The sequence below is a fragment of the Nocardioides pollutisoli genome (genome assembly GCF_040045055.1).
GTDB classification, from domain to species: domain Bacteria; phylum Actinomycetota; class Actinomycetes; order Propionibacteriales; family Nocardioidaceae; genus Nocardioides; species Nocardioides tweenelious.
The window spans coordinates 602,780-627,758 of record NZ_JBDZDU010000002.1; the positions used below are offsets into that span (position 1 = coordinate 602,780).

Sequence of the window (24,979 nt, forward strand, 5' to 3'; positions counted from 1 at the left end):
GGCAACCTACCGCGTCGCGACCGCCTGTGGAGGACACCGATGGAGCCCGCGAGAAACGGGCAGGCTGGCGCCGTGGAAGGCATCCAGGAGCCGGTCGGGCGCGCGCTCCACCTCGTGCTGCGCCGGGCGGTGCTCGACCACGCGGTCGCGGAGCGACGACGGGTCCACCCGCCGCTCGTGCACGTCGGGCGACCGGGCGGACCCGAGGACGTCTTCGCCGTCGAGACCGGCGACACCCTCGACCACGCCCTCCGGTGCGACGTGGTCGCGGCGCTGCTCAGGCGCTCGTGGCGGCCGGGGTCGGGCTCGGTGCCGATGATGTGGCTGACCCGGACCGGCGAGCTCGACCTGCAGGACGTCGACGTCGCGTGGATGGCGGCGGCCCGCGCCGCCAGCGCCGAGGCCGGGATCGGGCTGACGCTGGTGGTCGTCAACCGGCACGGCTGGCGCGACCCGCGCAGCGGAGTGCGCCGCGAGTGGAAGCGCCTGCGCCAGCGCTAGTCCCAGGTGTGGACGGGCTCGTTGCTGTGCATGCCGTCCTGGTAGTCGAGCAGGGTCGCGCGGAGGGCGTCGTAGCGATCCTGGTCGGCTCGGTCGGCCATCCGGCGTACGAACCACTCGGCGCCGTTGGTGCCGAGCAGGCAGCGCTGCTCGATGATCCCGAGCAACCGGTCGCTCTCCTCCTGGGTCGCACCCCACGACGCGAGACCCTCGCGGGCCATCGGCAGCAGCCGACGCAGCACCAGCTCGGTCGCGCGGACCTGTCCGACGCCCGGCCAGTAGACCTGGGCCTCGATCCCCTGCCGGGCGGCGACGTGGAAGTTCTCCTCGGCCGCGCTGAAGGACATCTGCGACCACAGCGGCCGCTCGCCCTCGGCCAGGCTCCGGACCAGGCCGAAGTAGAACGCGGCGTTGGCCATCGTGTCGGCCACCGTCGGGCCGGCAGCGAGCAGACGGTTCTCGACGCGCAGGTGCGGGACGCCGTCGGCGATGTCGTAGACCGGCCGGTTCCAGCGGTAGATCGTGCCGTTGTGGAGCCGCAGCTCCGGGAGCTTGGGAGTGCCGCCGTCCTCGAGCACCTGCAGCGGGTCCTCGTCGTCGGTGACCGGCAGCAGCGCCGGGAAGTAGCGGACGTTCTCCTCGAAGAGGTCGAAGACCGACGTGATCCAGCGCTCCCCGAACCACACCCGCGGCCGCACGCCCTGCGCCTTGAGCTCCTCGCTGCGCGTGTCGGTGGCCTGCTCGAAGAGCGGGATCCGGGTCTCGCGCCACAGCTCCTTGCCCAGGAGGTACGGCGAGTTCGCGCCGACCGCGAGCTGGACGGCGGCGATCGCCTGCGAGGCGTTCCAGTATTCGGCGAACTGGTCCGGCGACGTCTGCACGTGGAACTGCGTGCTGGTGCAGGCCGCCTCGGGCACGATCGAGTCGGAGGTCGTGCGGAGCCGCTCGGTGCCGTCGATGGCGATCGTGATGTCCTCGCCGCGCGCGTTGAGGATCTGCTCGCTCAGCAGCTTGTAGCGCGGGTTGGCGCTCAGGCTGCCCATGCCCATGTGACCCTCGGCGAGGGTCGGCAGGATCCCGATCATCACCATGTGGGCGCCGACGGCCGCCGACTTCGACTCGGCGTCGTTGAGGCTGCGACGCAGGTTGTCCTCGAAGGTCGTCAGCCCGCCCTCGCGCAGCCGGGCCGGCGGCACGTTGATCTCGATGTTGAACTGACCGAGCTCGGTCTGGAAGTCCGGGTCGGCGATCGCCGCGAGCGCCTCGGTGTTCTTCAGAGCCGGGTCGCCCTGCTCGTCGACGAGGTTGAGCTCGACCTCGATGCCGGTCATCGGGTCGTCGGTGTCGAAGCGCGCCTCGCGCAGCATCCGGGCGAACACGTCGAGGTTGCGGCGCACCTTCTCCCGGTGTCGCGTGCGGTCAGCCCGGGAGAACTCCTGTGCCTCGACCTCTTCGCCCATGTCAGGGACCCTAGTGCTCTCTCGTGGGATTCAGGCCAGATCCTGGGCGGCCCAGGATCCTTCCGTGCGCTCGACCAGGTCGTCGACCACACCGCCGACGTCGCCCGCGCGCTCGTAGGCAGCTCGCTGCCTGGACGCACCGGTGGCGCCCAGCACCCGTTCTCGGCCCTGCACGACCCGGTGCTCGTCGCCCGCCTCGGCGAGCGTCGGTCCGACCAGGGCGAGCAGTGCGTCCAGCACGTCGCGCGCCGGTCGCAGACCTCCGTGCGTGGGGTCGACCAGCGAGCCGGACAGCCCCCACCGGGACGCGGCCCAGTGGGCGGCGCGGAGTGCCTCGGCCCGCCAGTGCGGGAACCTGGCGTCGTCGCCACGTGCCGCGGTCTCGACCAGCCCGCGCACCAGCACGGCGATGAGCACGGCATCGGCTGGGTCGGCGCAGACGTCGCACACCCGGACCTCGACCGTGGGGTGCGACTCGGACAGCCGGGCGTCGAAGTAGAGCATCCCGGGGTCACGGGCCGCTCCCCAGTCGAGCAGGGTCCGGGAGGCGTCTCGGTAGCCCTCGACCGACCCGAACCGCTCGGTCGGACCGGCGCTCGGCCACCTCGACCACACCTGCGACCGCCACGATGCATAGCCCGTGTCACGGCCCTCGGCGAACGGCGAGTTGGCACTGATGGCCAGCAGGACCGGCAGCCACGGAGCGATGCGGTCGATGACAGCCACGCCCTCGGCGTCCGACTCGATCGCGACGTGGACGTGCATGCCGCAGGTCCCGCCCGTCCGGGCGATCTCGCCGTACGTCGCCACCATGTCGCGGTAGCGATCGTCGTCGGTCACGGCGGTCAGGTCTCCGCCGAACGCCGAGATCCCGCTGGCCACGGCCACCAGACCGCCGGCCCGCGCTGCCTCGCCCGCGGTCCTGCGCGCGCTGACGACCTGGGCGAACGCGTCTGCCGCGTCGCGGGTCGGGTCGGTGCGGGTCTCGAGCTGGTGGCGGAAGAGCTCGTGGTCGAGCTCCTCGGTCGCCGGCGACGAGCCGTGGTGACCGCGCCCGTGGTCATGGAACTCCTTGAGCACCCGCGCTGCCTCGGGCACGGCCGCGCGGCTCGCCGGGTCGACGAGCAGCAGCTCCTCCTCGATCCCGAGCGACCTCACCATGGCGGGGACGTACCCGGAGCGTCACGAGAACAGTCCCTCGGTCCAGTCGAAGTCCCCCTGCCAGCTGTGCGGCGGGACCGCATCCACCAGCGCCTGCGCCACCAGGCAGGCCAGCGAGTAGTCGGGATCGGCGTCGGTGGAGCGGTCGACCGCGCACCACGCGAGCGCCCCCTCGCCCGACTGCCAGGCGGCGAACGCGAGCAGGGCGGCCGGCGCCGCGACCAACGGTTCGGGGGCGCGCCGCACCACGTCGACCCAGAACGCGACGTGCTCACGGGCGCAGTCCCGCCGGAGCGGCGACCACGCGGCGTCGCGGACCCGGATCTCAAGGAGGCCGCGCAGCAGCCGGGCGACCTGGTGGTCGTCCGGAGAAGTCCCGGTCGTGGTGCAGCGCACCACCAGCTCCCGGACCCAGGAGCCCTCGGTGAGGATCGGTGGCGGGTCACCGGTGAGCTCGGCCACGGCGGCGACCACCCGTCCGACCTGTGCGGGATCGGGCGCGATCATCGCGCGCAGGTCGTCGCGGGAGTCGTGGACCACCCGGCCGTCGTAGACGGCCTGCGCCGCGAACGGATGAGCGGCCAGGTCGTAGGGCACGCCGTGCGCCGGCACCCCACGACGCCCGGGCACGGCGAACCAGCGCCGGCCATCGGTGCGCAGCCCGTCGATGACGGCGATCCCCGCCCGCTCGAAGGCGTGCCACCCCGCGCGCACGCAGCGCTCGGCCAGCGAGTCTCCCGCGCCGTAGCCGATCAGGAACACCTGCCGGGCCCGGTGCTGCCGAGCCGGCGCCAGCAGCGACTCGACCAGGTCGGCGACCTCGTCGCGGGAGTTCGGCAGGTCGACCCGGGCGTGGAACGGCGGGTCGGCGCCGAAGGTCAGCATCACGAGCGAGTCGTGCGGCTCGAAGCCGAGGACCACGGGGACGACGGCGAGGACGTCCTCGGGGGTGCGGGCGGTCATGGTCGTGGACTGGGTCGTCATGCACCGAAGATCCCCGGCCCGGCCGACAGTCACGGGGCGCCGGGAGGGTGCCTGTGGAGTGCCGTGCTGGACGGCCCGTTGTGGACGACACGTGGCCGGGACCCGGCGCTGTCGGCACCGCGGGGTAGTTTGCGCACCGTGCGTGCGGAAGCCTCGGTGCTCCACCTCGACCTCGATGCGTTCTTCGCCGCGGTCGAGCAGCGCGACAAGCCCTCGCTGCGCGGCAAGCCGGTCGTCGTCGGCGGGGTCGGGGGCCGCGGCGTCGTCTCCACGGCGTCGTACGAGGCCCGGGTGTACGGCGTGCGCTCCGCCATGTCGACCCGCGAGGCCCGCGCGCGCTGCCCGCACGCGGCCTTCCTGTCCGGCCGCTTCCACGCCTACCGCGACACCAGCCGGCGGGTGATGGCGCTGCTCCGCTCCGTCTCCCCGCTCGTCGAGCCCTTGTCGCTGGACGAGGCGTTCGTCGACCTCGCCCAAGCCGACCTGCCCGACCTCTCGGTGCCGACCGTGACCGCCTTCGCCGAGGACCTCCGCACCCGACTGACGCAGGTCACCGACGGGCTGACCGCCTCGGTCGGGGTGGGTACGTCGAAGTTCATCGCCAAGGTCGCCAGCGACCTCGACAAGCCCGACGGGCTGGTCGTGGTCGCGCCCGGCACCGAGCGCGACCTGCTCCGCCCGATGAACGTCACCGTGATCCCAGGTGTCGGCCCCGCCACCGCCGAGCGCCTGCGCCGCGCCGGCATCCACACCGTCGCGGAGCTCGAGGGCGTCAGCGAGGAGGAGCTGGTCCGCGAGCTCGGCAGGTCGAGCGGCTCCTGGCTCTTCCATCTCGCCCGCGCCGAGGACGACCGGCCCGTCGTGCCCGAGCGCGAGACCAAGTCGGTCAGCGTCGAGGGCACCTACGACACCGACCTGACCGACCGCAAGCTGATGGAGCACCTGCTGACCCGTCAGGCGGGCGAGGTCGCCGCGCGGCTGCGCAAGAGCGGGCTCTCGGGGCGCACGGTCACGATCAAGGTGCGGATGCACGACTTCACCACCGTCAACCGCTCCAACACGCTCAGCTCCCCCACGGACAGCACCAGCACGATCGCGCGGCTGGCCCGCGCCCTGCTCACCGACCTGGACACCTCGGGCGGCGTGCGGCTGCTCGGCGTCGGCGTCTCGGGGCTCGCCGACTGGGTGCAGGAGGACCTCTTCGGCGACACGACCGAGGACGAGGAGGAGCTGCCCGAGGTGGAGGTCCCCCACCACTCACGCCGGACCTGGGCGCCGGGCATGGACGTCGTCCACGAGGAGCTGGGTCGCGGGTGGGTGTGGGGGTCGGGCCGCGGGGTCGTCACGGTCCGGTTCGAGACCGCCGAGACGCCGGCCGGTCCGGTGCGCAGCTACTCCCAGGACGACCCGGCGCTCACCCCGTGGCGCCCGCCGGAGCCCGAGGACGAGTGAACCTGACCTGCTCCCCCGGTCGCAGCTGGGCGCACTGCCACAGGTCGTCGGCGTCCACGACCCCGATCACCGGGTAGCCCCCGGTCGGCGGGTGGTCGGCCAGGAAGACGACCGGCCTCCCGCTCGGCGGCACCTGAACCGCGCCGAGGACCATCCCCTCGCTCGCCAGCTCGTCGGTGCGCCGCCGCGGCAGGGGCGGTCCGTCGAGACGCAGCCCGACCCGGTTGGAGTCGGCCTCCACGACGTACGCCGTGGCACACAGCTGGTCGAGCGCGTCGGCGTCGAACCAGTCGCTGCGCGGACCTGACGTGATCCGCAGCGGCCCGGGGGTCGGTGGCCGCGGTACGTCGACCGCCCGCGGCCGGCTGCGCCCGGCGCCGACCGGCAGCACGGCGCCGGCCTCCACCTGCGGCGGTCCGACCCCGGCGAGCGTGTCGGTCGAGCGCGACCCGAGCACCGGAGGGACGTCGATCCCGCCGGCGACCGCGACGTAGCTGCGGAGACCGGTCGTCGGCCTCTCCACCCGCAGCGTCGCGCCCGCCGCGAGCCACTCCGCGACGGGATGCTCGCGGCCGGCGCCGGTGACCGCGACCCAGCAGCCTGCATCAGCACGCAGCACGAGCCCACCCAGGAGCACCTCGAGCACGGCGGCGTCGGGGCCGTTGCCCACGATCCGGTTGGCCAGGGCGGCGGCCGGCGCGTCGAGCGCACCGGCGCGCGGGACGCCCAGGTGGGCGAGCCCGACCCGGCCGCGGTCCTGCACGGTGACCATCGGCCCGGTCTCGACGACGTGCAGGTTCATCGGGCCACGAACCTCACGCGCGTGCCGGGCGGCAGCAGCGCCGGCTGCTCGCGGGCCTGGTCCCACAGCGGCGCGTCGGTGCGGCCGAGCAGCCGCCAGCCACCCGGCGAGGCGGTCGGGTAGACACCGCACCAGGTCCCCGCGAGGCCGACCGACCCGGCGGGCACCGACGCTCGCGGCGACTCCAGCCGCGGCACGGCCAGCTCGCCCGGCAGCCCGGCCAGGTAGGAGAAGCCGGGCGCGAAGCCGCAGAACGCCGCCACGTAGTCGATCTCCCCGTGCGTGGCGACGACCCCCGCCTCGTCGGTCCCCCACACCTCGGCCACGAACGCCAGGTCGGCGCCGTCGTACGCCACCGGGATCTCGACCAGCTCACCCTCGGGTCGGGCGCCGGTCGGCACCCAGGTCCCGAGCAGCGCGGCGAGCGCCCCGCGGTCCGTGACGCCGTCGAAGAGCACCGTCCGGGCCGCCGGCACCACCTCGACGGCGTCGACACCCGCCGACCGGGACCAGGTCGCCAGCTCGAGGGCCGCGGACGCGTCGTCGACCTCGACGAGGAGGGCGTCGCGGCCGACGGGGTGGACCTGCATGGAGGCAAGTGTGGCCCGAGATCGTTCACGCCGATGTCACACGCGCGCCGTTGCGAGACGCAGGCGTACGGATCAGCATGGAGGGGAAATGGATGAGGGGCCCCCGGTGGTATGAGCACCAGGGGCCCCTCGATTCGATCGGCTCGGTGACGCCCGATCGACCGCACCGGCTCTCCGACCCCGCCGACCCCGTCACCGGGCCGACGCCGCAAGTCGCCTCGCGGTGTGGATCTTCGTTCCTGTCCGATCCCGGTCCTGCCTTGCGGCGATCTCGGTAGGGAGAGTTCTACGTGGGCCAGGTCACACCCCGCAAGAGGTCGTCGTGAACCCACAGGTTCGTCCACAGCTACGGGCCGGATCTCCACAACAGGAGTGCACACTCCACAGGAGGTGGTCCAGACCTGTGGATCAGCTGGTGGAGTCGATCGAGACCGTGCCGTCGAGGTCCTCGATGAGCAGCTCGACGTCCTGGGTCTGGCCGCCGTTGGTCAGCGTGCACGGGAAGGTCGTCTGCGGGTCCTGGACGATGATCGCCGCGTCGCCGCAGTCGACGGTCACGCCGTCGAGACCCTGGGCCGTCGCCTGGTCCTCCAGGAAGCCGACGGCGGCGTCCACGGAGATGATCGCCTTCGCGGGGTCCATGCTGTAGCGGGCACTGGTGTCGCCGACCTCGGTGATCGTGACGGTGTACGGCGCCTCGACCCCCTCGATCGAGATCGTGCACTCGAAGGTCGCCCCCTTCTTCAGCTCGACGTCGTCGGGGCAGGTCGCGTCGGAGACGTCGAGGTCGGGCGTCGCCTTCTCCTGGGCGTCCTGCACCAGGCCGGCCACCTTGTCGGCGTCGTACTCCTTGTCGGAGCCGGTCGACACACTGGCCGAGCAGGCCCCAATCGAGAGGAGGACGGGGACGAGGGCGGCGGCGCTCAGCGCGGCACGGGTCGTGGTCACACGGAGAACCATCGGCCCCGCACGCCGCGACGTGAGCATCGGCGCGCCGTCAGAGCGGGTGAAGTTCGTAACCGGCGCCCTCGAGCGCGCGCCGTACGGCGATCGCGTGACCCACCGCGCCCGGCGAGTCACCGTGCAGGCAGACCGAGTCGACCCGGGCTGCCAGGTCGAGCGCCTGCGCGACGATCGCGGTCTCCTCCTCCGCCAACGCACCCGGCTCGGAGCGCGGCAGCAGGCGGCCGTCGGCGGCGTAGCCGCGGTCGGGGAAGCCCTCGAGGAACCACCGCCGGCCCGCCGCGTCGGCGAGCGACAGCAGCACGCCCGCCATCCCGAGCACCGGCAGCTGGCCGGACCCCTCGAGCACCGCGTGCGCCTGCTCCTCGTCGTCGAGCACGCGGTGGTAGAGCGCACCGTGCGGCTTGAGGTAGCGGACCGATGTCCCGGCCCCGGCCGCGATCTCCGACAGCAGGCCGACCTGGTCGGCGACCTGCTCGCGGAGCACCCCACGGGCGACGTCGCGCGCCACCCGGCCGAAGTTCGCGCGGTCGTCGTACGACACCTGGGCACCGACCGACACACCCCGCTCGGCCGCCTCGGCGCACACCGCGCGCATGATCGCCGGCGTCCCCGCGTGGTAGCCGCACGCCACGTTGGCGCTCGTGACGACCGCCAGCAGCGCAGCGTCGTCGGTGACCTCCTCGCCCAGGTCGGCGTTCAGGTCGATGGCCCTCATGCCGCCGACGCTATCGTCACGGCATGCAGCCCCCCGTCGCCGAGAAGCGCCCCACCAGCACCGAGATCCACGGCCTCACCCGCACCGACGACTACGAGTGGCTGCGCGACAAGGAGTCGCCGGAGGTCACGGCCTACCTCGAGGCCGAGAACGCCTACACCCAGGAGCGCACCGCGCACCTCGCCGACCTGCGCCAGACGATCTTCGACGAGATCAAGGCGCGCACCCGCGAGACCGACCTGTCCGTGCCGACCCGCAACCGCGGCTACTGGTACTACGGGCGCTCCTTCGCCGGCAGGGAGTACGGCGCCAGCTGCCGCGTCCCCGTCGCCGATCCCGACGACTGGACTCCCCCGAAGCCCGCCGAGGACACCGACCCCGACCAGCCGGCCCTGCCCGGCGAGCAGGTCCTCCTCGACCTGGACGCGCTCGCCGAGGGGCACGAGTTCTTCTCGCTGGGCGGGTCGTCGGTCAGCCCCGACGGCAACCTCCTCGCCTACTCCACCGACGTGGTCGGCGACGAGCGCTACACGGTCCGCGTGAAGGACCTCGCGACCGGCGAGCTGCTCGGCGACGAGATCGCCGGTGCGCTCGGCGGGGCCACCTGGGACCGCGCCGGTGAGAACTTCTACTACACGACCGTCGACGACGCCTGGCGCGCCGACAAGATCTGGCGGCACCGGCTCGGCACCAGCCAGGCGGACGACGAGCTGGTCCACCACGAGACCGACGGCCGCTTCTGGGTCGGCGTCGGCCGCACGCGCACCGACCGCTTCCTGGTGATCGCGTCCGGGTCCAAGATCACCTCGGAGTACCGCTACCTCGACGCCGACGACCCCGACGCCGGCTGGCAGGTGTTCGCGGAGCGTCGCGAGGGGCTGGAGTACTCCCTCGACCACGCCGTCATCGCCGGCGAGGACGTCTTCCTGGTCATGCACAACCACGCCGGGCCCGACTTCGAGCTCGGTGTCGCACCGGTCGCCCCCACGCCCGCGGAGGGTTGGCGGCCGCTGATCGCCCACGACCCCGCCGTACGCCTCGAGGACGTCGACGCCTTCGCCGGCCACCTGGTCGTCCACCAGCGCAGCGAGGGCCTCACCCAGCTGCGGATCCTGGAGCTGGGCGACGACGGCGTCAGCGACGACTACCTCGTCGAGTTCGACCACGAGGTCTACACGGTCGGGTCGGCCGGCAACCCGGGCTTCCACCAGCCCGTGCTCCGGCTCGGCTACACGACGATGGCGGTCCCCTCGTCGGTCTACGACTACGACGTCCGCTCCCGCGAGCTGACCCTGCTGCGGCGTACCCCCGTGCTCGGCGGCTACGACCCCGACGACTACGAGGAGCACCGCCTCTGGGCGACCGCCGACGACGGCGCGCAGGTCCCGATCTCGATCGTCGCGCGCAAGGGACGCACCGGTCCGGTGCCGGTGCTGCTCTACGGCTATGGCGCCTACGAGGCGTCGATCGACCCCTACTTCTCGGTCGCCCGCCTCTCGCTGCTCGACCGCGGCGGCGCGTTCGCGATCGCCCATGTCCGTGGCGGCGGCGAGATGGGCCGTCACTGGTACGACGACGGCAAGATGCTCAACAAGCAGAACTCCTTCTCCGACTTCATCGCCGCCGGCCGGCACCTCGTCGAGACCGGCTGGGCCGCGCCCGACGGGCTGGTCGCCGAGGGCGCCAGCGCGGGCGGGCTGCTGATGGGCGCGATCGTCAACCAGGCGCCGGAGCTCTGGGCCGGCGTGGTCGCCGGGGTGCCGTTCGTCGACGCGCTCACCACGATGCTCGACGCCACCTTGCCGCTCACGATCAGCGAGTACGACGAGTGGGGCAACCCCGAGGCGGACCCGGCGGCGTACGACTACATGGCCACCTACGCGCCGTACGACAACGTGGCAGCGGTCGACTACCCGCCGATCCTGGCCGAGACGTCCTTCAACGACACGCGGGTGCTGTACGTCGAGCCCGCCAAGTGGATCGCCCGGCTCCGCGCCACGGCAACCGGTCGGCAGGACTTCCTGCTCCGGACCGAGATGGCGGCCGGCCACGGAGGCGTCTCGGGGCGCTACAAGTCGTGGCACGACCGGGCGTTCTCGCTCGCCTGGATCCTCGACCGGATGGGCCTGGCGGAGGCGAAGGAGCGGTCCCGCTCCTGAAAAGTCCCTGAGAGTACGTCTGTCGTGCAACTCAGCGACGCCCCCACACGTCGTCACAGGTGAAGGCTCCACGTTTGCGACGGGAATCTGCCGGACACCGTGGGCGTTGGACAAGACGTGTGGGAGCGCAGTGGCGCAATCCACCGATGAGAGGAGGGCGTCCCATGGCAACACGTACCGCAACCCGGACCGCTGGACGAGAGATCGAGGGCCGCGACTCTGTCGGTCTCTACCTCGACGAGATCGCCCGGAACCCCCTCCTCGACGCCGAGACCGAGGTCGAGCTCTCCAAGACCATCGAAGCGGGCCTGATGGCCGAGCACCTGCTCGCCGAGGGCCGCGTGGGTCGCAAGAAGGGTGGCGCGCCGATGACGGCCACCCAGGAGGAGCTCGAGTGGCTCGCCGAGGAGGGCCGCAAGGCCGTCGACACCTTCATCACCGCCAACCTGCGGCTGGTCGTCTCGATCGCCCGCAAGTACGGCCGTGCGCAGATGCCGATGCTCGACCTGATCCAGGAGGGCAACACCGGCCTGATCCGTGCGGTCGAGAAGTTCGACTACACCAAGGGCTACAAGTTCTCGACGTACGCCACCTGGTGGGTGCGTCAGGCGATCACCCGCGGCATCGCGCAGCAGGCGCGCGTCGTACGCCTGCCCGTGCACGTCGTCGAGGAGCTCAACCAGGTGGGCGGCGCCCGCCGTACGCTCGAGCGTCAGCTCGGCCGTGACCCCGAGCCCCGCGAGATCGCTGCCGAGCTCGGCATGGACGTCGACCGCGTCCTCGACCTGATGGCCTGGGGCCGCGAGCACGTCAGCCTCGACTCCCCCGTGGACGAGGACGGCGACACGTCGCTCGGTGACCTGATGGCCCAGGAGACCTCGCCCGGACCGGACCTCACGGTGCTCGACGTCGAGTCCCGCGACCGGCTCAACTCGCTGGTCGGGCTGCTCGACGAGCGGGCGGCCGACATCATCCGCTCGCGCTACGGCCTGGTCGACGGCCGCCAGCACAAGCTGGCCGACATCGGCATCAAGCACGGCATCTCCGCCGAGCGGGTCCGCCAGCTCGAGCGGGAGGCGCTCCAGAAGCTCCGCCGCCTCGGCGACCCGGACCTCGCCGCCTGATCCGACGCAGGACCGCTCGACCCGCCCGCTTCCCCGCGGGCGGGTCGAGACCATTTCGGACCCCGGTGGCTAGCCGACGAGCGCTGCGTGGACCGCCTCGACGCGCTCGCGGAGCTGGTCGAGCGTGCCGGTGTTCTCGATGACGTACGTCGCGATCGCGAGCCGCTGCTCCCGGGTCGCCTGGGCCGCGATCCGCGACTCGGCGTCCTCGCGGGTCCAGCCCCGGTCGCGGAGCATCCGCTCCACCTGCGTCTCGCGGGGTGCGTCGACCACGATCACCTCGTCGAAGGTGTCGGCCCGGCCGGACTCGGCCAGCAGCGGGATGTCGTGGATGACGATCCCGTCCTGAGGGGCGGACGCCTCGAGCGCGGCGTACCTCTCGAAGACCAGCGGGTGCACGATGCTCTCGAGCAGCTTGCGCTTCGCGTCGTCGTTGAAGACGATCCGGCCGACCGCGGCCCGGTCCATGTCGCCCTCGGGGGTCAGGATCTCCGGTCCGAAGGCCTCGACGACGGCTGCCAGCCCCGGCGTGCCCTGCTCGACGACCTCGCGGGCGAGCTTGTCGCCGTCGATGACGACCGCCCCGAGCTCGGCGAGGATCGACGACACCGTGCTCTTGCCCGAGGCGACTCCGCCTGTCAGTCCGACGCGCATGCGGCTCAGGCTACTGTCGGCGCGTGAGCGAGCCGACCCAGCCCGTCCCGTTCGAGGTCTACCGCGAGGGGGTCTACCTCCACGGCACGAAGGCCGACCTCGCCGTGGGTGAGCTGCTGGTCGCGGGCCGCGAGTCGAACTTCGAGGCCGGCCGGATCATGAACTACATCTACTTCACCGCGACCCTCGACGCCGCGACCTGGGGCGCGGAGCTCGCCCTCGGCGACGGCCCGGGCCGGATCTACGTCGTCGAGCCCACCGGTGACTTCGAGGACGACCCCAACGTGACGGACAAGAAGCACCCCGGCAACCCGACGCAGTCCTTCCGCAGCCGCGAGCCGCTCCGCGTCGTCGGTGAGATCACCGACTGGGTCGGTCACCCGCCCGAGAGGCTGCAGGCGATGCGCGACGGGCTGGCCGGTCTGCGCGCGCGTGGCGCGGCCGTGATCGAGGACTGAGCCCCGTGGCCGAGCGGGCGCTCAGCTTCGGAGAGGTGGCGCCGGCGTACGAGCGCTTCCGGCTCGGCTATCCCGCCGAGGTCGGCGACCTCGTGCTGGCTCAGGCCTCTCGACCGATCCACACCGCCCTCGAGATCGGTGCCGGGACCGGCAAGGCGACGCGGCTCTTCGCAGAGCGCGGCGTCGTCGTGACCGCGACCGACCCCGACGGCGCCATGCTCGACGAGCTCCGCAAGCACGTGCCGGCCGCTGTCCGGACGCTGGAGGCGGCGTTCGAGGACCTCCAGGCGGACGAGACCTACGACCTCGTCTACGCCGCGGCCGCGCTGCACTGGACCCGACCGGCGGACCGCTGGTCCCGCATGGCCGGTCTGCTCGCACCGGGCGGCGTCTTCGCCTCCTTCGGCAGCCCGGTGGACCTGACGGACCCCTCCGTTGAGGACGCCGTGCGTACGGCGCGGGCGCCGTTCCTGGAGACCGACCACATCCCCTCGCCGGACGGCACGCCGCCGGAGCACGAGATGCAGTGGCCGGGCACCGAGCTGCAGCGGTCCGAGTGGTTCGTCGACGTCACCCAGACCGTCATCGAGCGGAGGCTCACGGTCAGCGCGTCCGACTACGTCGGCTACCTCTCGACCGTCTCGGCCTACCTCCAGCTCCCGCCGCGGGACCGGGCGGAGGTCTTCCGACGGATCGAGGCGGCCCTGCCACCGACGGTGCAGATCACCGCTGACGTCTTCGTCCACGTCGCCCGTCGCCGGCCCGACGGCGAGCAGTGATCACCCCGACACGCGCTCAGGAAGCCCGAACCGCGGGAACCGGTCGGCGTGGAAGGTGACGATCTCGGCGATCCCGCCGCCCGCGACGCGCAGGACGTCGAGGGTCAGCGGCAGGTAGGCGCCGTCCGCCTCCCGCCAGTGGTAGAAGGCGACGGCGGGTTGGCGGTTGGCGGAGGTAGAGAGGGCTCGCAGCCCGGACATGCTCTCGTAGCCGTCGGCGACCCAGTCCGCCACGACGGCGTCGCGACCGACGGACAGCCCCGGTGTGGGCGGCATCGAGCAGCGGACGTCCTCACGCAGGAGTGCGGCGATCGCACGGATGTCGACCTTCACGCTGGCGTCGGTGAAGCGCCGGACCAGGTCGCGCGTCTCGACGTCGACCTCGCCACCCGTCCAGTCCTGCCGCTCGGCCGGCAGGTGCTCGCGCATGCTGGCGCGGGCCCGCTGCAGCGCACTGTTGACCGAGTTGACGGAGTCGCCGAGGAGCTCGGCCACCTCCTTCGCCGGCCAGCCGAGGACGTCCCTCAGGAGCAGGACGGCGCGCGGGCGCGGTGGCAGGTGCTGCACCGCGACGACGTACGCCAGCTCGATGGTCTCCTGCGCGACGACGACCGTCTCCGGCTCGTCCGCGTCGTCCGCGACCAGCTCGTCGAGCAGCCGGTCCGGATAGGGCTGCAGCCACAGCACCTCGCCCCCCACCGCGGCCTTCGGGCGGCGCTTGGCCAGCAGGTCCAGGCAGGCATTGGTCGCGATGGCGTAGAGCCAGGCCCGGAACGTCGAGCGCCCCGCGAAGGTCTCCCGCCGGCGCCAGGCGCGCAGCAGGGTCTCCTGCACCGTGTCCTCGGCGTCCTCGAAGGAGCCGAGCATCCGGTAGCAGTGCACGTGCAGCTCCCGCCGGTGCCGCTCTGCCAGCCCTGCGAACGCCGACTCGTCGACCTCCGCCAGTCCCACACCCATCGCCTCCGCCTCTCGCCTGTCACGTCCTGTCACAGGTAGGACGGCGACGCCGGCACAAAGTCATCGCGACACCTCAGGCGAGCGCGTCGACCAGCAGAGCCAGGATCCGGTCGAGCTCGTCGCGGTCGGCCTTGCTCAGCGTCGAGAGGAACCGCTCCGACTCCGTACGCCGGGCCTCCTCGAGCAGCGCCTGCAGCCGGCGGCCCTCGGCCGTCACCGTCACCGTGGTCGCGCGACGGTCGGCCGGGTCGGGAGCCCGCTCGACGAGCCCGCGCGTCTCGAGGGCGTCGACGACCTCGGTGGCCGAGCGCGGCGCGATCCGCAGCTTCTCGGCGAGCGTCGAGAGGCGAGCCGGCTCGTGGTCGAGGACGATCCGGAGCGCGCGCGCCTGGGACGGCGTGACCTCCCACTGCGACAGCACGGTGCCGAAGCCCCGACGCAGCGCGCGGGCAACCGTCATCAGACGGTCGCCGGTCGAGTCGTGGGAGTGGGCGTGGTCGTGCATGGAATGGATCCTACCGATGGGGTGTTAGCCTCATAGTGAGGTAACCTCACCATATCCGGACCCGAGAAAGCAGGTGGTCGAATGGATCGCCCCGTGAACCGCGGCCCCGGCCGCAACCCCGACTCCCGCCGCGCCGACCAGCGCCAGCTCCGAGACGCTCCCGTCTCGCTGCGCCGCATCGGCCGCCTCTTCGCGCCCCACCGAGCCCGCATGGCGTTCGTGGTCGTCCTCATCGTCGCCAGCTCCCTGATCGGCCTGGCCCAGCCCTTCCTCGTCAAGCGCGTCATCGACGAGGCCATCCCCCAGCAGGACGTCTCCCTGCTCGTCGTCCTCGTGAGCGCGATGGTCGCCATCGCCTTCGTGTCGTCCGCGATCGGCGTGATCCAGACCTGGCAGTCGACCACCGTCGGCCAGCGGGTCATGCACCGCCTGCGCTCGGACCTCTTCGGCCACCTGCAGCGCCAGTCCGTCGGCTTCTTCACCCGCACCCGCGGGGGCGAGGTGCAGTCCCGCGTCGTCAACGACATCGGCAGCATGCAGTCGGTCGTCACCTCGACCGCGACCTCGATCGCCTCCAACCTGACCGTCGTCGTCGGCACCATGGTCGCGATGCTCGCGCTGAGCTGGCAGCTCGCGCTGATCACCCTCGTCGTGCTGCCCCCGGCCGTGATCCTCACCCGCCAGGTCGCCAAGATGCGGTACGCCGTGACCTCGGCCCGCCAGGCCAAGCTCGCCGACCTGCACGTCCAGGTCGAGGAGGGCCTCTCGGTCAGCGGCATCCAGCTCACCAAGACCCTCGGCGCCGCTCCCACGCTCGCGCGCCGCTTCGAGCAGACCTCGGCCGACCTCGTCGACCTCGAGGTCCGCTCCCAGCTGGCCGGCCGCTGGCGGATGGCGACGATGAGCGTCGTCTTCGCCGCCGTCCCCGCCGTCCTCTACCTGGCCGCCGGGCTCCCGGCCACCTCGGGCGGGATGACGATCGGCACCCTGGTCGCCTTCGTCGCGCTGCAGACCGCGCTCTTCCGCCCACTGATGGGGCTGCTCAACGTGCAGGCCGACATCACCGCGTCGCTGGCGCTCTTCAGCCGGATCTTCGAGTACCAGGACCTCCCGGTCGACATCGACGACCCCGCGACGCCGGTCCACCTCGACCACGTGCGCGGCGAGGTCCGCTTCGACCACGTCGACTTCGCGTACGGCGACTCCGCGGTGCTCCACGACGTGGAGCTGACCGTGCCCGCCGGCAGTTCGCTCGCCCTGGTGGGCGAGACCGGCAGCGGCAAGACGACCCTCGCCTCGCTCGTCGCCCGGCTGCACGACCCGGTCGCGGGCGCCGTCCGCATCGACGGCGTCGACGTGCGCGACCTGACCCTGGCCGACCTCGCCGACACCGTGGGCGTCGTCACCCAGGAGACCTACCTCCTGCACGCGTCGGTCCGCGACAACCTGCTGCACGCCAAGCCCGACGCCACCGACGCCGAGATCGAGGACGCAGCCCGTGCGGCCCGGATCCACCACGTGATCGAGGCGCTGCCCGACGGCTACGACACAATGGTCGGCTCGCGCGGCCACCGGTTCTCCGGCGGCGAGAAGCAGCGCCTCGCGATCGCGCGCACGCTGCTCCGCGACCCGCGGATCCTGGTGCTCGACGAGGCCACCAGCGCCCTCGACAGCGAGACCGAGCGGGCCGTCCAGGACGCGCTCGACGAGCTCGCGGTCGGCCGGACGACGATCACGATCGCCCACCGCCTGTCGACGGTCCGCAACGCCGACCAGATCGCGGTGCTCGACCGCGGCCGGGTGGTCGAGCTCGGCAGCCACGAGGAGCTGCTGCTCCGCGGCGGCCGCTACGCCGACCTGGTCCGCAGCGGACTCTCGACCGTCGCCGCCTGAGCGTCACCGAGCGCCGACGCCCGGCAGACCTCGGCCCAGGGGGTCGGCGTCAGGCCGAGCTCGCGCTCGACGGCGCTCGAGTCGAGCACGTAGGGCCGCTCGAACTGGTAGGCCGTCTCCTTCAGCTCGCGCATGATCGGCACGAAGAGGCCGAGGACCGCGATCGTGCCGCGCGGGAAGCCCTTCACCGTGACCGGCTCCTTGCCCGCGGCGCGGCACACGTCGGCGATCGCCTGGGCCTGCGTGACCGGCGCGTTGGTCGGCGCGTGCCACACGCGACCCCAGGTCTGCGGCGCCTGCGCGACCGCCGCCAGCGTGCGGCCCATGTCGCGGACGTCGGTGAAGGAGTGCGGGACGTCGGGGCGCCCCATCACCCGCACGGTCTTGCCCGCCAGCGCGGCCTCGGCCACCCGGGCGACGTGACCAGCTGCCGGCGAGACACCCGGACCCATGTAGTCCGACCCGCGCACCTCGACCGCGCGGATCCGGCCCGCCTCGTGCAGGGCGAGCGCGTCGGCCCACATGTCGGCGCGGATCCGGGCCTTCTTGGTGGTGGCCGCGTCGGGGAGGGTCTCGACCATCGGGACGTCGACCGGGCCGTAGGCGTAGAGGCACGACGCGACCACCAGCACGGCGCCAGTCCGCTCCGCGGCCGCGAGGAACGCGGCGGCGACCGGCGGCCAGTAGGTCGGCCACACCGTGTAGTCGGGCGGGTTGATGCAGTTGTAGAGCGCCACGGCACCCTCGGCGAGCTCGGTGAGGCGGTCGGCGTCGGCAGCATCGGCCGCGACCCGGCGTACGCCCGCGATCTCGGGCCCCACGCCCGAGCGGCTCGCCAGCAGGACGTCGTGACCCTCCGACGCGAGCTGGAGGGCGGTGGACCGACCCACCGGGCCGGCACCGACGACGACGTGGAGATCGGACATGGTTCCTCCTGAGGCAGAAACGAGAGCACCGCTCTCTGTTTCACCAGACTGACACGCCTGGTCGGAGAAAGCAAGAGCACTGCTCTCGTTGTGTGCCAGGATGTCCTCATGCCCACCATGTCGCGCGCCGAGAACCGCGCCGAGCAGACCAGCGCGATCCTCGCCCGCGCCCGCGCGCAGCTCGCCGACGTCGGGCCTGCCGCACTGTCGGTGCGTCAGATCGCCCGCGACGTCGGGATGGTCTCCTCGGCCGTCTACCGCTACTTCCCCAGCCGCGACGAGCTGCTGACCGCGCTGATCGTCGAGGCGTACGACGAGCTCGGTGACGCGGTCCAGGCTGCCGACGCCGGCGTACGCCGTCGCGACGACCTGGCCAAGCGGTTCCTCGCGGTGTGCAACGCCATCCGCGACTGGGCACGGGCCAACCCGCACGAGTACGCCCTCCTCTACGGCTCCCCCGTGCCGGGCTACGCCGCCCCCGACGACACGGTGTCGCCGGCGATCCGGGTCAGCGGCGCGTTCCTCTCACTCGCCCAGGCGTCCGAGCAGGCCGGCGACGAGCTGGGGGCTCCCACCCACGCGGTGACGACCAAGGAGCGCAAGGCCCTCGACGGCATCCGCCCCGCCCTCGAGTCGCCGGTCTCGGACGAGCGCATGGTGCGCTGGCTGATGGCCTGGTCGACGGTCTTCGGCCACGTCAGCCTCGAGCTCTTCGGCCACATGCACCGCGGGATCCTCGACTACGACGCCCACTTCGCCCAGGTGAACGGTCAGCTGGTCGCCGACCTCGGGCTCGCCTAGCCCGCGAAGCGTCGCCGGTACTGCTGCGGGCTGAGCCCACGCACCCGGCCGAAGTGGTGGCGCAGCGTCGCGGCGTTGCCGAATCCGACCTCGTCGGCGATCCAGTCGATGGAGTGGTCGGTGCGCTCGAGCAGCTCCTCGGCGGCCTGCACCCGCTGCCGGGTGACCCAGGCGTGCGGAGTCGTCCCCGTCTCGGCGCGGAAGCGCCGGGCGAAGGTGCGCGCCGACATGTGGCTGTGGCGCGCCAGCGTCTCGACCCCGAGGTCCTCGCCGAGGTTGGCGAGGATCCACTCCAGCAGCGGGCCGAGCGTCTCGGCGTCACAGTCGGGGACGGCGTTCGCGATGAACTGCGCCTGGCCGCCGTCACGGTGCGGCGGCACCACGATCCGCCGGGCCGTGCTCGCCGCGACCTTGGCGCCGAAGTGGTCGCGCAGCAGGTGCAGCGACGCGTCGATGCCGGCCGCGGAGCCGGCGCCGGTCAGGATGTTGCCGTCGTGGCAGTAGAGGACGTCCGGGAAGACCTTCGCCTCGGGATAGGTCTCCGCCAGCAGGTCGGTGTAGCGCCAGTGCGTGGTGCACTCCCGGCCGTCCAGCAGGCCGGCGGCGCCGAGCTCGAAGACGCCCGAGCAGTGGGCGTAGAGGATCGCGCCGCGGTCGTACGCCGCCTGCACGGCCTCCAGGACAGCCGGGTCGTGGTCGAGGAACTTGTACTTCGGGGCCAGGCAGACCAGGTCGGCGTCGGCGACGGCCTCGAGGCCCCGCTCGACGTACAGGTCGTAGTCGGAGCGACCCTGGACCCGGCCCGGGCGCGGGGTGCAGACCTGGAAGTCGAAGACCGGGTTGTCGTCCTCGGGGTGGTAGGGCTCGCCCCACACCTCGACCAGGGAACCCAGGCCGAAGGGCTCCGCACCGTCCTGGACGATCACTGCCACCTTGCGCACCCGCACAGCATGCACCCGCGGTGGCAGTAAATCAACGTACCGTGACTTTTCTGCCACTGGTGGCGGGATATCGACAGGCGCAGTATTACTGCCATGACCTACCTGATGATCCTGCTGCTGATCGCAGTCGCGTTGAGTGTCGGCACGGTCCGGCTCATCGCCCGAGACGGCCGGGGGCCGCAGCGCCCGCCGGTCTCGCACTTCGAGGACTCCCGCTTCCTCGCACCGCGTGCGCACTGATCCGCCTCTCCCCCGTTGACCCGCCCGAAAGTATCGGGCGGGTCGACGTCATTTCGGGGATGCGTGGGATGGGTACGGCGTCCTCCGGGCGCTTCATTGTCTGACCCGCCCGGCGCCGGTCAAGGGTTCCCTGCGGCGCTTCGCGCCCTTGACAGTCGCCGTCCGGGACAGAAGATCGCGCCTATCCGGATGCCGCCGCAGGTGTGGTCAGCTGGGTGCGGGTTCTTGGATCGGTCGAATGGTCACAAAGCGCACGGAATCGGCCCGTAAATGTGCGGTTTGTGACCAATCGACACGGGTTCTACCCCGCAAATCGGGCCGAGGCACCGACCACAGGTCGGCGTCGTCCCGATAGCCAGCCGATCTCGGCCGGAGGCGGCGCGGTCCAGGGCGCGAAGCGGCGAAGCGAACCCTTGACGGCGCCGGTGGAGGCCGCACCCTTGCGCTATCGGGAGGACGCCTCCGAGAGCACCCGAAATGCAGATCGACCCGGCAGCAACTGCTGCCGGGTCGATCTTTTCGTTCTGGTCAACAACCTGGTCTCGATACGCGGGTCGCGAGCTCGTTCCTCGCTCGCGTCGCTACTCGACCTGGCTGCTGATTCCTGGCCTCCCGAGCACGCTCGGGAGACCAGGGCATCGCATCACTGACCGCCGGTGAGCTTCTCGCGGAGCGCCTGCAGCGCCTCGTCCGAGGCGAGCGAGCCGCCGGTGCTCTCGTCCTCGGCGGCGTCGTCGCTGCCACCGCTGGAGTACGAGGTGGCCTCGCCGGCCTCGACCTCGGCCTGCTTGGCCTCGGCCTGCTGCTTGACGTGCGCCTCCCAGCGGTCGTGCGCCTTGGCGTACTGGTCCTCCCAGACCGCACGCTGCTCGTCGAAGCCCTCGAGCCACTCGCCGGTCTCCGGGTCGAAGCCCTCGGGGTAGACGTAGTTGCCCTGCTCGTCGTACGTGGCAGCCATGCCGTAGAGGGTGGGGTCGAAGTCCTCGACGTCACCCGCGGCGGCGGTCTCGTTGGCCTGCTTGAGCGACAGCGAGATCCGGCGACGCTCGAGGTCGATGTCGATGATCTTCACCATGACGTCGTCGTTGACCTGGACGACCTGCTCGGGGATCTCGACGTGACGCTCGGCGAGCTCGGAGATGTGCACCAGGCCCTCGATGCCCTCCTCGACGCGGACGAAGGCGCCGAACGGGACGAGCTTGGTGACCTTGCCGGGCACGATCTGACCGATCTGGTGGGTCCGCGCGAAGTGCTGCCACGGGTCCTCCTGCGTCGCCTTCAGCGACAGGGAGACACGCTCGCGGTCCATGTCGACGTCGAGGACCTCGACGGTGACCTCGTCGCCCACGGCGACGACCTCGGACGGGTGGTCGATGTGCTTCCAGGACAGCTCCGAGACGTGGACGAGACCGTCGACGCCGCCGAGGTCCACGAACGCACCGAAGTTGACGATCGAGGACACGACACCCTTGCGGATCTGGCCCTTCTGGAGCTGGGTGAGGAAGCCGTGGCGAACCTCGGACTGGGTCTGCTCGAGCCAGGCACGGCGCGACAGCACCACGTTGTTGCGGTTCTTGTCGAGCTCGATGATCTTGGCCTCGAGGGTCTGACCCACGTAGGGCTGCAGGTCGCGCACGCGCCGCATCTCGACGAGCGAGGCGGGCAGGAAGCCGCGCAGACCGATGTCCAGGATGAGACCACCCTTGACGACCTCGATGACGGTGCCCTCGACGACGCCGTCCTCCTCCTTGACCTGCTCGATGGTGCCCCAGGCGCGCTCGTACTGTGCGCGCTTCTTGGACAGGATCAGCCGGCCTTCCTTGTCCTCCTTCTGGAGGACGAGGGCCTCGACCTTGTCACCGACGGTGACGACCTCGTTGGGGTCGACGTCGTGCTTGATCGACAGCTCGCGCGAGGGGATGACGCCCTCGGTCTTGTAGCCGATGTCCAGCAGGACCTCGTCGCGGTCCACCTTGACGATGGTGCCCTCGACGATGTCGCCGTCGTTGAAGTACTTGATGGTCGCGTCGATAGCCGCGAGGAAGTCTTCTTCAGAACCGATGTCGTTGACCGCCACCTGGGGCGCGTCGTAATCGGGAAGAATGGAGATGGTGCTCGTCATAAGGGAGGTAGTTCCTTGGATGGATGGGGTCGTGCGGGCACGTCGAAAGTCCGTTTCACCAACCGATGAGGGGAAGTGAGCGAGGGGTCGCTCCGTCTGGAACCCAGGCAGACCTCCGGCGCAGCCTCCAGCCTACGCGCGGCGCGCGAGCTACGTCCAACCGGCGGTCAGGGGTTGTTTTCAACTATCCGACCCCGGGTACGGTCGGTCGCGAGTGGGACTCGGCCCACAACACCGTCCCACGCCGGAGTATCTCGGACTCCGCTGACGCGCTCGTGCTCCGGGCGTGTCGGAACCGTGGGGTCCGAGGCATGGGTCTCCGGTCCGCTCTCGGGCCCTTGGAGGACCGATGAGAACCTCTCTACCCCTCGCCATCGGCGTGGGACTGTCCACCGCCGCCATGTACTCCATGGCCGCGATCACCTCGCCGTCCGCGGCGGCAGCAGCTCCCCCGACCGGGGCTGATGCCTCCGCCTCGGCGGAGATCCTGCACGTCTCGGCTCTCGCCGTTCCCGGCGCCGCGACCGTTGCCGATGCCGGCATCGGTGCCTCGAACGGCACCGTCGACGGGTCCGGCAGCCCGCGTACGGCGGCCTCCGCGGCCAACCTGACCGCGGCGCTCGCCGACCAGGCGTTGCCCGACATCCTGGCCGTCGCGCAGCAGCACGCTCCCGGGGACCACTTCACGCCCGCGACGGCCCAGTCCGTCGACGGCGCGGTGCCCGGGCTGGCCTCGGTGGACGCCTCCACGGCGTCCGCCCAGGCGCGCTGGACCGGCGCCGACAGGTGTCCCGCGTCCAGCGCTCCGCTCACCACGTCGAGGATCTCGACGGCCGACGTCGGCACCCAGTCGGTGCCGGGGGTCGGGACCCTGCTGAGCCTGGACGGCACGGTGTCGACGAGCCAGAGCACCGTGCTCGCCGGCGGCTCCACCCGCAGCGTGGTGACGACGGCGAGGGGAAGCGCGGCCGACGTACGCCTCCTCGACGGCCAGCTGCGCGTCGCCGTCACCGATGCGCCGGTCCTCAGGGCGCGGGCCAGCGGCACACCGGGCGGCGCGAAGGTCACCTGGAGCGCACCCGTGGTCACGGTCGCGCTCGCCGGTCAGAAGCAGGTCCTGCCTGCCGACGGCAGCCCGCTCGACCTCACCTCACCCGACAACCCGCTGCTGCACGTCGAGCTCAGCCTCGGACAGCCCGGTGACGTGGTCGAGTCGGCCGACGGCAAGAAGGCCTCGGCCACCGCGACCGTGCTCCACGTGAAGGTGGACCTGGGCGCCGGCGCAGCCCGGCTCGGCGTCCTCGACGCCGACCTCTTCCCGCTCGCCGCATCGGCGTCCGCTCCGGCGGGTGGCGTCGAGTGCGGTGCCGGGTCCACCGACACCGACGGGGACGGCCTCACCAACGGTGAGGAGACGTCGGGCGCCGCGAACGGCGCGTTCGACCACGCACCGACCAACCCGCGGGACGCCGACACCGACGGTGGCTCGGTCTCGGACGGCGCCGAGATCAAGGCCGGCACCGACCCCAACGACCCGAGTGACGACGTCAACGGCGGCGGCGGTGGCGGGTCGGCAGACGACCCCGACCACGACGGCCTGAGCAACCAGGACGAGGCCGACGCGGGCACCAACCCCGCCGACCCCGACTCCGACGACGACGGGATCAACGACGGCGACGAGGTCTCCGGCGCGAAGAACACCGCGTTCGACAAGGAGCCCACCGACCCGACCGAGTCCGACACCGACGGCGGGACCGTCGGCGACGGCGCCGAGATCAAGGCCGGCACCGACCCCAACGACCCGAGCGACGACGTCGCCGGCGGTGGCGGCGGCAGTGCCCAGGACCCGGACGACGACGGCCTGAACGCTCAGCAGGAGGCCGACGCGGGCACCGACCCCGCCGACCCCGACTCCGACGACGACGGGATCAACGACGGCGACGAGGTCTCCGGCGCGAAGAACACCGCGTTCGACAAGGAGCCCACCGACCCGACCGAGTCCGACACCGACGGCGGGACCGTCGGCGACGGTGCCGAGATCAAGGCCGGCACCGACCCCAACGACCCGAGCGACGACGTCGCCGGCGGTGGCGGCGACGGAGGTGGTGGAACACCGACTCCGGGCGACCTCGACGGTGACGGTCTGAGCAACCAGGAGGAGGCCGACGAGGGCACCAACCCCGTCGACCCGGACACGGACGGTGATGGTGTCGACGACGGCGACGAGGTGAACGAGTTCCAGACCTCGCCGACCGACGCCGACACCGACGGCGACCGGCTCACCGACGGCCAGGAGACGTCGAAGTACGACACCGACCCCAAGGTCAAGGACACCGACCGCGACGGCGTCGGCGACGGTCTCGAGGTGCTCAGCTACCAGACCGACCCGCTGAAGAAGGACACCGACAAGGACGGCCTGTCCGACGGCAAGGAGATCAAGAAGTACCAGACCAAGCCGTTGAAGAAGGACACCGATCGCGACGGTCTCGGCGACGGCGCCGAGGTCGACGGCCCGAGCAAGCGGTTCAGCACCTGCTCGACCGACCCGAGGAACAAGGACACCGACCGGGACGGCCTGACCGACCGCGCCGAGGTGAAGCGCTTCCACACCGACCCGTGTGACCGTGACACCGACGACGGCGGCATCAGCGACGGCAACGAGGTGAAGGCGGGCAGCGACCCGCTCGACCCCGACAGCGGCCCGAAGCACCCTGACGGCCGCGCGTCGATCGGCACGATGTTCTTCGGCCTCGGCGGCTGATCAGGACCAGCACCACCTGAGCGGGTGG

23 protein-coding genes are annotated in these 24,979 nt (G+C 71.8%); 10 read left to right on the forward strand and 13 right to left on the reverse strand.

The window, feature by feature from the left end:
* Positions 1-72: 72 nt before the first annotated feature.
* Complete coding sequence (locus ABLE68_RS20985) at positions 73-501, forward strand: hypothetical protein (RefSeq protein ID WP_348874004.1); 429 nt, start codon at positions 73-75, stop codon at positions 499-501.
* On the opposite strand, the gene ABLE68_RS20990 is transcribed toward ABLE68_RS20985, so the two are convergent.
* The 3 genes from ABLE68_RS20990 to ABLE68_RS21000 are packed head-to-tail and all read right to left on the reverse strand — an operon-like array spanning position 498 to position 4,106.
* A complete protein-coding gene (locus ABLE68_RS20990; RefSeq protein ID WP_348874005.1) occupies positions 498-1,961 on the reverse strand; it encodes a glutamate-cysteine ligase family protein in 1,464 nt (487 codons plus the stop codon). The two genes, ABLE68_RS20985 and ABLE68_RS20990, sit on opposite strands and share 4 nt — an antisense overlap.
* Positions 1,962-1,991: 30 nt before the next feature.
* Positions 1,992-3,122, reverse strand: coding sequence for a carboxylate-amine ligase (locus tag ABLE68_RS20995; RefSeq protein ID WP_348874006.1), 1,131 nt, complete (start codon positions 3,120-3,122; stop codon positions 1,992-1,994).
* 21 nt (positions 3,123-3,143) lie between these two features.
* Complete coding sequence (locus ABLE68_RS21000; RefSeq protein ID WP_348874008.1) at positions 3,144-4,106, reverse strand: DUF4192 domain-containing protein; 963 nt, start codon at positions 4,104-4,106, stop codon at positions 3,144-3,146.
* 138 nt (positions 4,107-4,244) lie between these two features.
* Between ABLE68_RS21000 and ABLE68_RS21005 the strand changes: the two genes are divergently transcribed.
* Entirely contained in the window at positions 4,245-5,558 is a 1,314-nt protein-coding gene (locus ABLE68_RS21005; protein ID WP_348874009.1) for a DNA polymerase IV, read from the forward strand.
* Here ABLE68_RS21005 and ABLE68_RS21010 read toward each other — a convergent pair.
* The 4 genes from ABLE68_RS21010 to ABLE68_RS21025 form a co-directional block, all read right to left on the reverse strand.
* Positions 5,521-6,360 carry a 5-oxoprolinase subunit C family protein gene (locus ABLE68_RS21010; RefSeq protein WP_348874011.1) on the reverse strand — a complete coding sequence of 280 codons (840 nt, stop codon included), beginning with the start codon at positions 6,358-6,360 and terminating at the stop codon, positions 5,521-5,523. The two genes, ABLE68_RS21005 and ABLE68_RS21010, sit on opposite strands and share 38 nt — an antisense overlap.
* Entirely contained in the window at positions 6,357-6,950 is a 594-nt protein-coding gene (locus ABLE68_RS21015; protein ID WP_348874012.1) for a 5-oxoprolinase subunit B family protein, read from the reverse strand. The genes ABLE68_RS21010 and ABLE68_RS21015 overlap by 4 nt, the downstream gene beginning before the upstream one ends.
* A gap of 408 nt (positions 6,951-7,358) precedes the next feature.
* Positions 7,359-7,898 (reverse strand): DUF4333 domain-containing protein, encoded by a 540-nt coding sequence (locus tag ABLE68_RS21020; protein WP_348874014.1) that lies wholly within the window; start codon positions 7,896-7,898, stop codon positions 7,359-7,361.
* Positions 7,899-7,947: 49 nt separating this feature from the next.
* Entirely contained in the window at positions 7,948-8,631 is a 684-nt protein-coding gene (locus tag ABLE68_RS21025) for a LamB/YcsF family protein (RefSeq protein ID WP_348874016.1), read from the reverse strand.
* Positions 8,632-8,654: 23 nt separating this feature from the next.
* On the opposite strand from ABLE68_RS21025, the gene ABLE68_RS21030 reads away from it, so the two are divergent.
* Both ABLE68_RS21030 and ABLE68_RS21035 read left to right on the forward strand, forming a co-directional pair.
* Positions 8,655-10,790: a S9 family peptidase gene (locus ABLE68_RS21030; protein ID WP_348874017.1), complete on the forward strand. Its 2,136-nt coding sequence runs from the start codon at positions 8,655-8,657 to the stop codon at positions 10,788-10,790.
* A 164-nt stretch (positions 10,791-10,954) separates the two neighbouring features.
* Complete coding sequence (locus ABLE68_RS21035; protein ID WP_348874018.1) at positions 10,955-11,914, forward strand: sigma-70 family RNA polymerase sigma factor; 960 nt, start codon at positions 10,955-10,957, stop codon at positions 11,912-11,914.
* Between the two features lie 69 nt (positions 11,915-11,983).
* On the opposite strand, the gene coaE is transcribed toward ABLE68_RS21035, so the two are convergent.
* Positions 11,984-12,568: a dephospho-CoA kinase gene (gene coaE, locus ABLE68_RS21040; RefSeq protein ID WP_348874019.1), complete on the reverse strand. Its 585-nt coding sequence runs from the start codon at positions 12,566-12,568 to the stop codon at positions 11,984-11,986.
* A gap of 23 nt (positions 12,569-12,591) precedes the next feature.
* On the opposite strand from coaE, the gene arr reads away from it, so the two are divergent.
* Both arr and ABLE68_RS21050 read left to right on the forward strand, forming a co-directional pair.
* The gene (gene arr, locus ABLE68_RS21045) at positions 12,592-13,026 is read left to right on the forward strand and encodes an NAD(+)--rifampin ADP-ribosyltransferase (protein WP_348874021.1); all 435 of its coding nucleotides are present in this window, start codon (positions 12,592-12,594) and stop codon (positions 13,024-13,026) included.
* A gap of 5 nt (positions 13,027-13,031) precedes the next feature.
* Positions 13,032-13,805 carry a class I SAM-dependent methyltransferase gene (locus tag ABLE68_RS21050; protein WP_348874023.1) on the forward strand — a complete coding sequence of 258 codons (774 nt, stop codon included), beginning with the start codon at positions 13,032-13,034 and terminating at the stop codon, positions 13,803-13,805.
* Here ABLE68_RS21050 and ABLE68_RS21055 read toward each other — a convergent pair whose 3' ends face one another.
* Both ABLE68_RS21055 and ABLE68_RS21060 read right to left on the reverse strand, forming a co-directional pair.
* Complete coding sequence (locus ABLE68_RS21055) at positions 13,806-14,762, reverse strand: RNA polymerase subunit sigma-70 (protein ID WP_348874025.1); 957 nt, start codon at positions 14,760-14,762, stop codon at positions 13,806-13,808.
* 73 nt (positions 14,763-14,835) lie between these two features.
* Positions 14,836-15,267, reverse strand: coding sequence for a MarR family winged helix-turn-helix transcriptional regulator (locus tag ABLE68_RS21060; protein ID WP_348874027.1), 432 nt, complete (start codon positions 15,265-15,267; stop codon positions 14,836-14,838).
* A 93-nt stretch (positions 15,268-15,360) separates the two neighbouring features.
* Between ABLE68_RS21060 and ABLE68_RS21065 the strand changes: the two genes are divergently transcribed.
* A complete protein-coding gene (locus ABLE68_RS21065; RefSeq protein WP_348874029.1) occupies positions 15,361-17,160 on the forward strand; it encodes an ABC transporter ATP-binding protein in 1,800 nt (599 codons plus the stop codon).
* On the opposite strand, the gene ABLE68_RS21070 is transcribed toward ABLE68_RS21065, so the two are convergent.
* Positions 17,115-18,086: an NAD-dependent epimerase/dehydratase family protein gene (locus ABLE68_RS21070; RefSeq protein ID WP_348874030.1), complete on the reverse strand. Its 972-nt coding sequence runs from the start codon at positions 18,084-18,086 to the stop codon at positions 17,115-17,117. The two genes, ABLE68_RS21065 and ABLE68_RS21070, sit on opposite strands and share 46 nt — an antisense overlap.
* A 108-nt stretch (positions 18,087-18,194) precedes the next feature.
* On the opposite strand from ABLE68_RS21070, the gene ABLE68_RS21075 reads away from it, so the two are divergent.
* The gene (locus tag ABLE68_RS21075) at positions 18,195-18,887 is read left to right on the forward strand and encodes a TetR/AcrR family transcriptional regulator (protein ID WP_348874032.1); all 693 of its coding nucleotides are present in this window, start codon (positions 18,195-18,197) and stop codon (positions 18,885-18,887) included.
* On the opposite strand, the gene ABLE68_RS21080 is transcribed toward ABLE68_RS21075, so the two are convergent.
* Positions 18,884-19,828 (reverse strand): GlxA family transcriptional regulator, encoded by a 945-nt coding sequence (locus ABLE68_RS21080; RefSeq protein WP_348874034.1) that lies wholly within the window; start codon positions 19,826-19,828, stop codon positions 18,884-18,886. The two genes, ABLE68_RS21075 and ABLE68_RS21080, sit on opposite strands and share 4 nt — an antisense overlap.
* Positions 19,829-19,921: 93 nt before the next feature.
* Between ABLE68_RS21080 and ABLE68_RS21085 the strand changes: the two genes are divergently transcribed.
* Entirely contained in the window at positions 19,922-20,068 is a 147-nt protein-coding gene (locus tag ABLE68_RS21085; RefSeq protein WP_348874036.1) for a hypothetical protein, read from the forward strand.
* Between the two features lie 643 nt (positions 20,069-20,711).
* Here ABLE68_RS21085 and rpsA read toward each other — a convergent pair.
* Positions 20,712-22,190 carry a 30S ribosomal protein S1 gene (rpsA, locus tag ABLE68_RS21090; RefSeq protein ID WP_348874037.1) on the reverse strand — a complete coding sequence of 493 codons (1,479 nt, stop codon included), beginning with the start codon at positions 22,188-22,190 and terminating at the stop codon, positions 20,712-20,714.
* 349 nt (positions 22,191-22,539) lie between these two features.
* Here rpsA and ABLE68_RS21095 point away from each other — a divergent pair, with 349 nt between their 5' ends.
* Positions 22,540-24,951, forward strand: coding sequence for a hypothetical protein (locus tag ABLE68_RS21095; protein ID WP_348874039.1), 2,412 nt, complete (start codon positions 22,540-22,542; stop codon positions 24,949-24,951).
* Positions 24,952-24,979 lie beyond the last annotated feature (28 nt).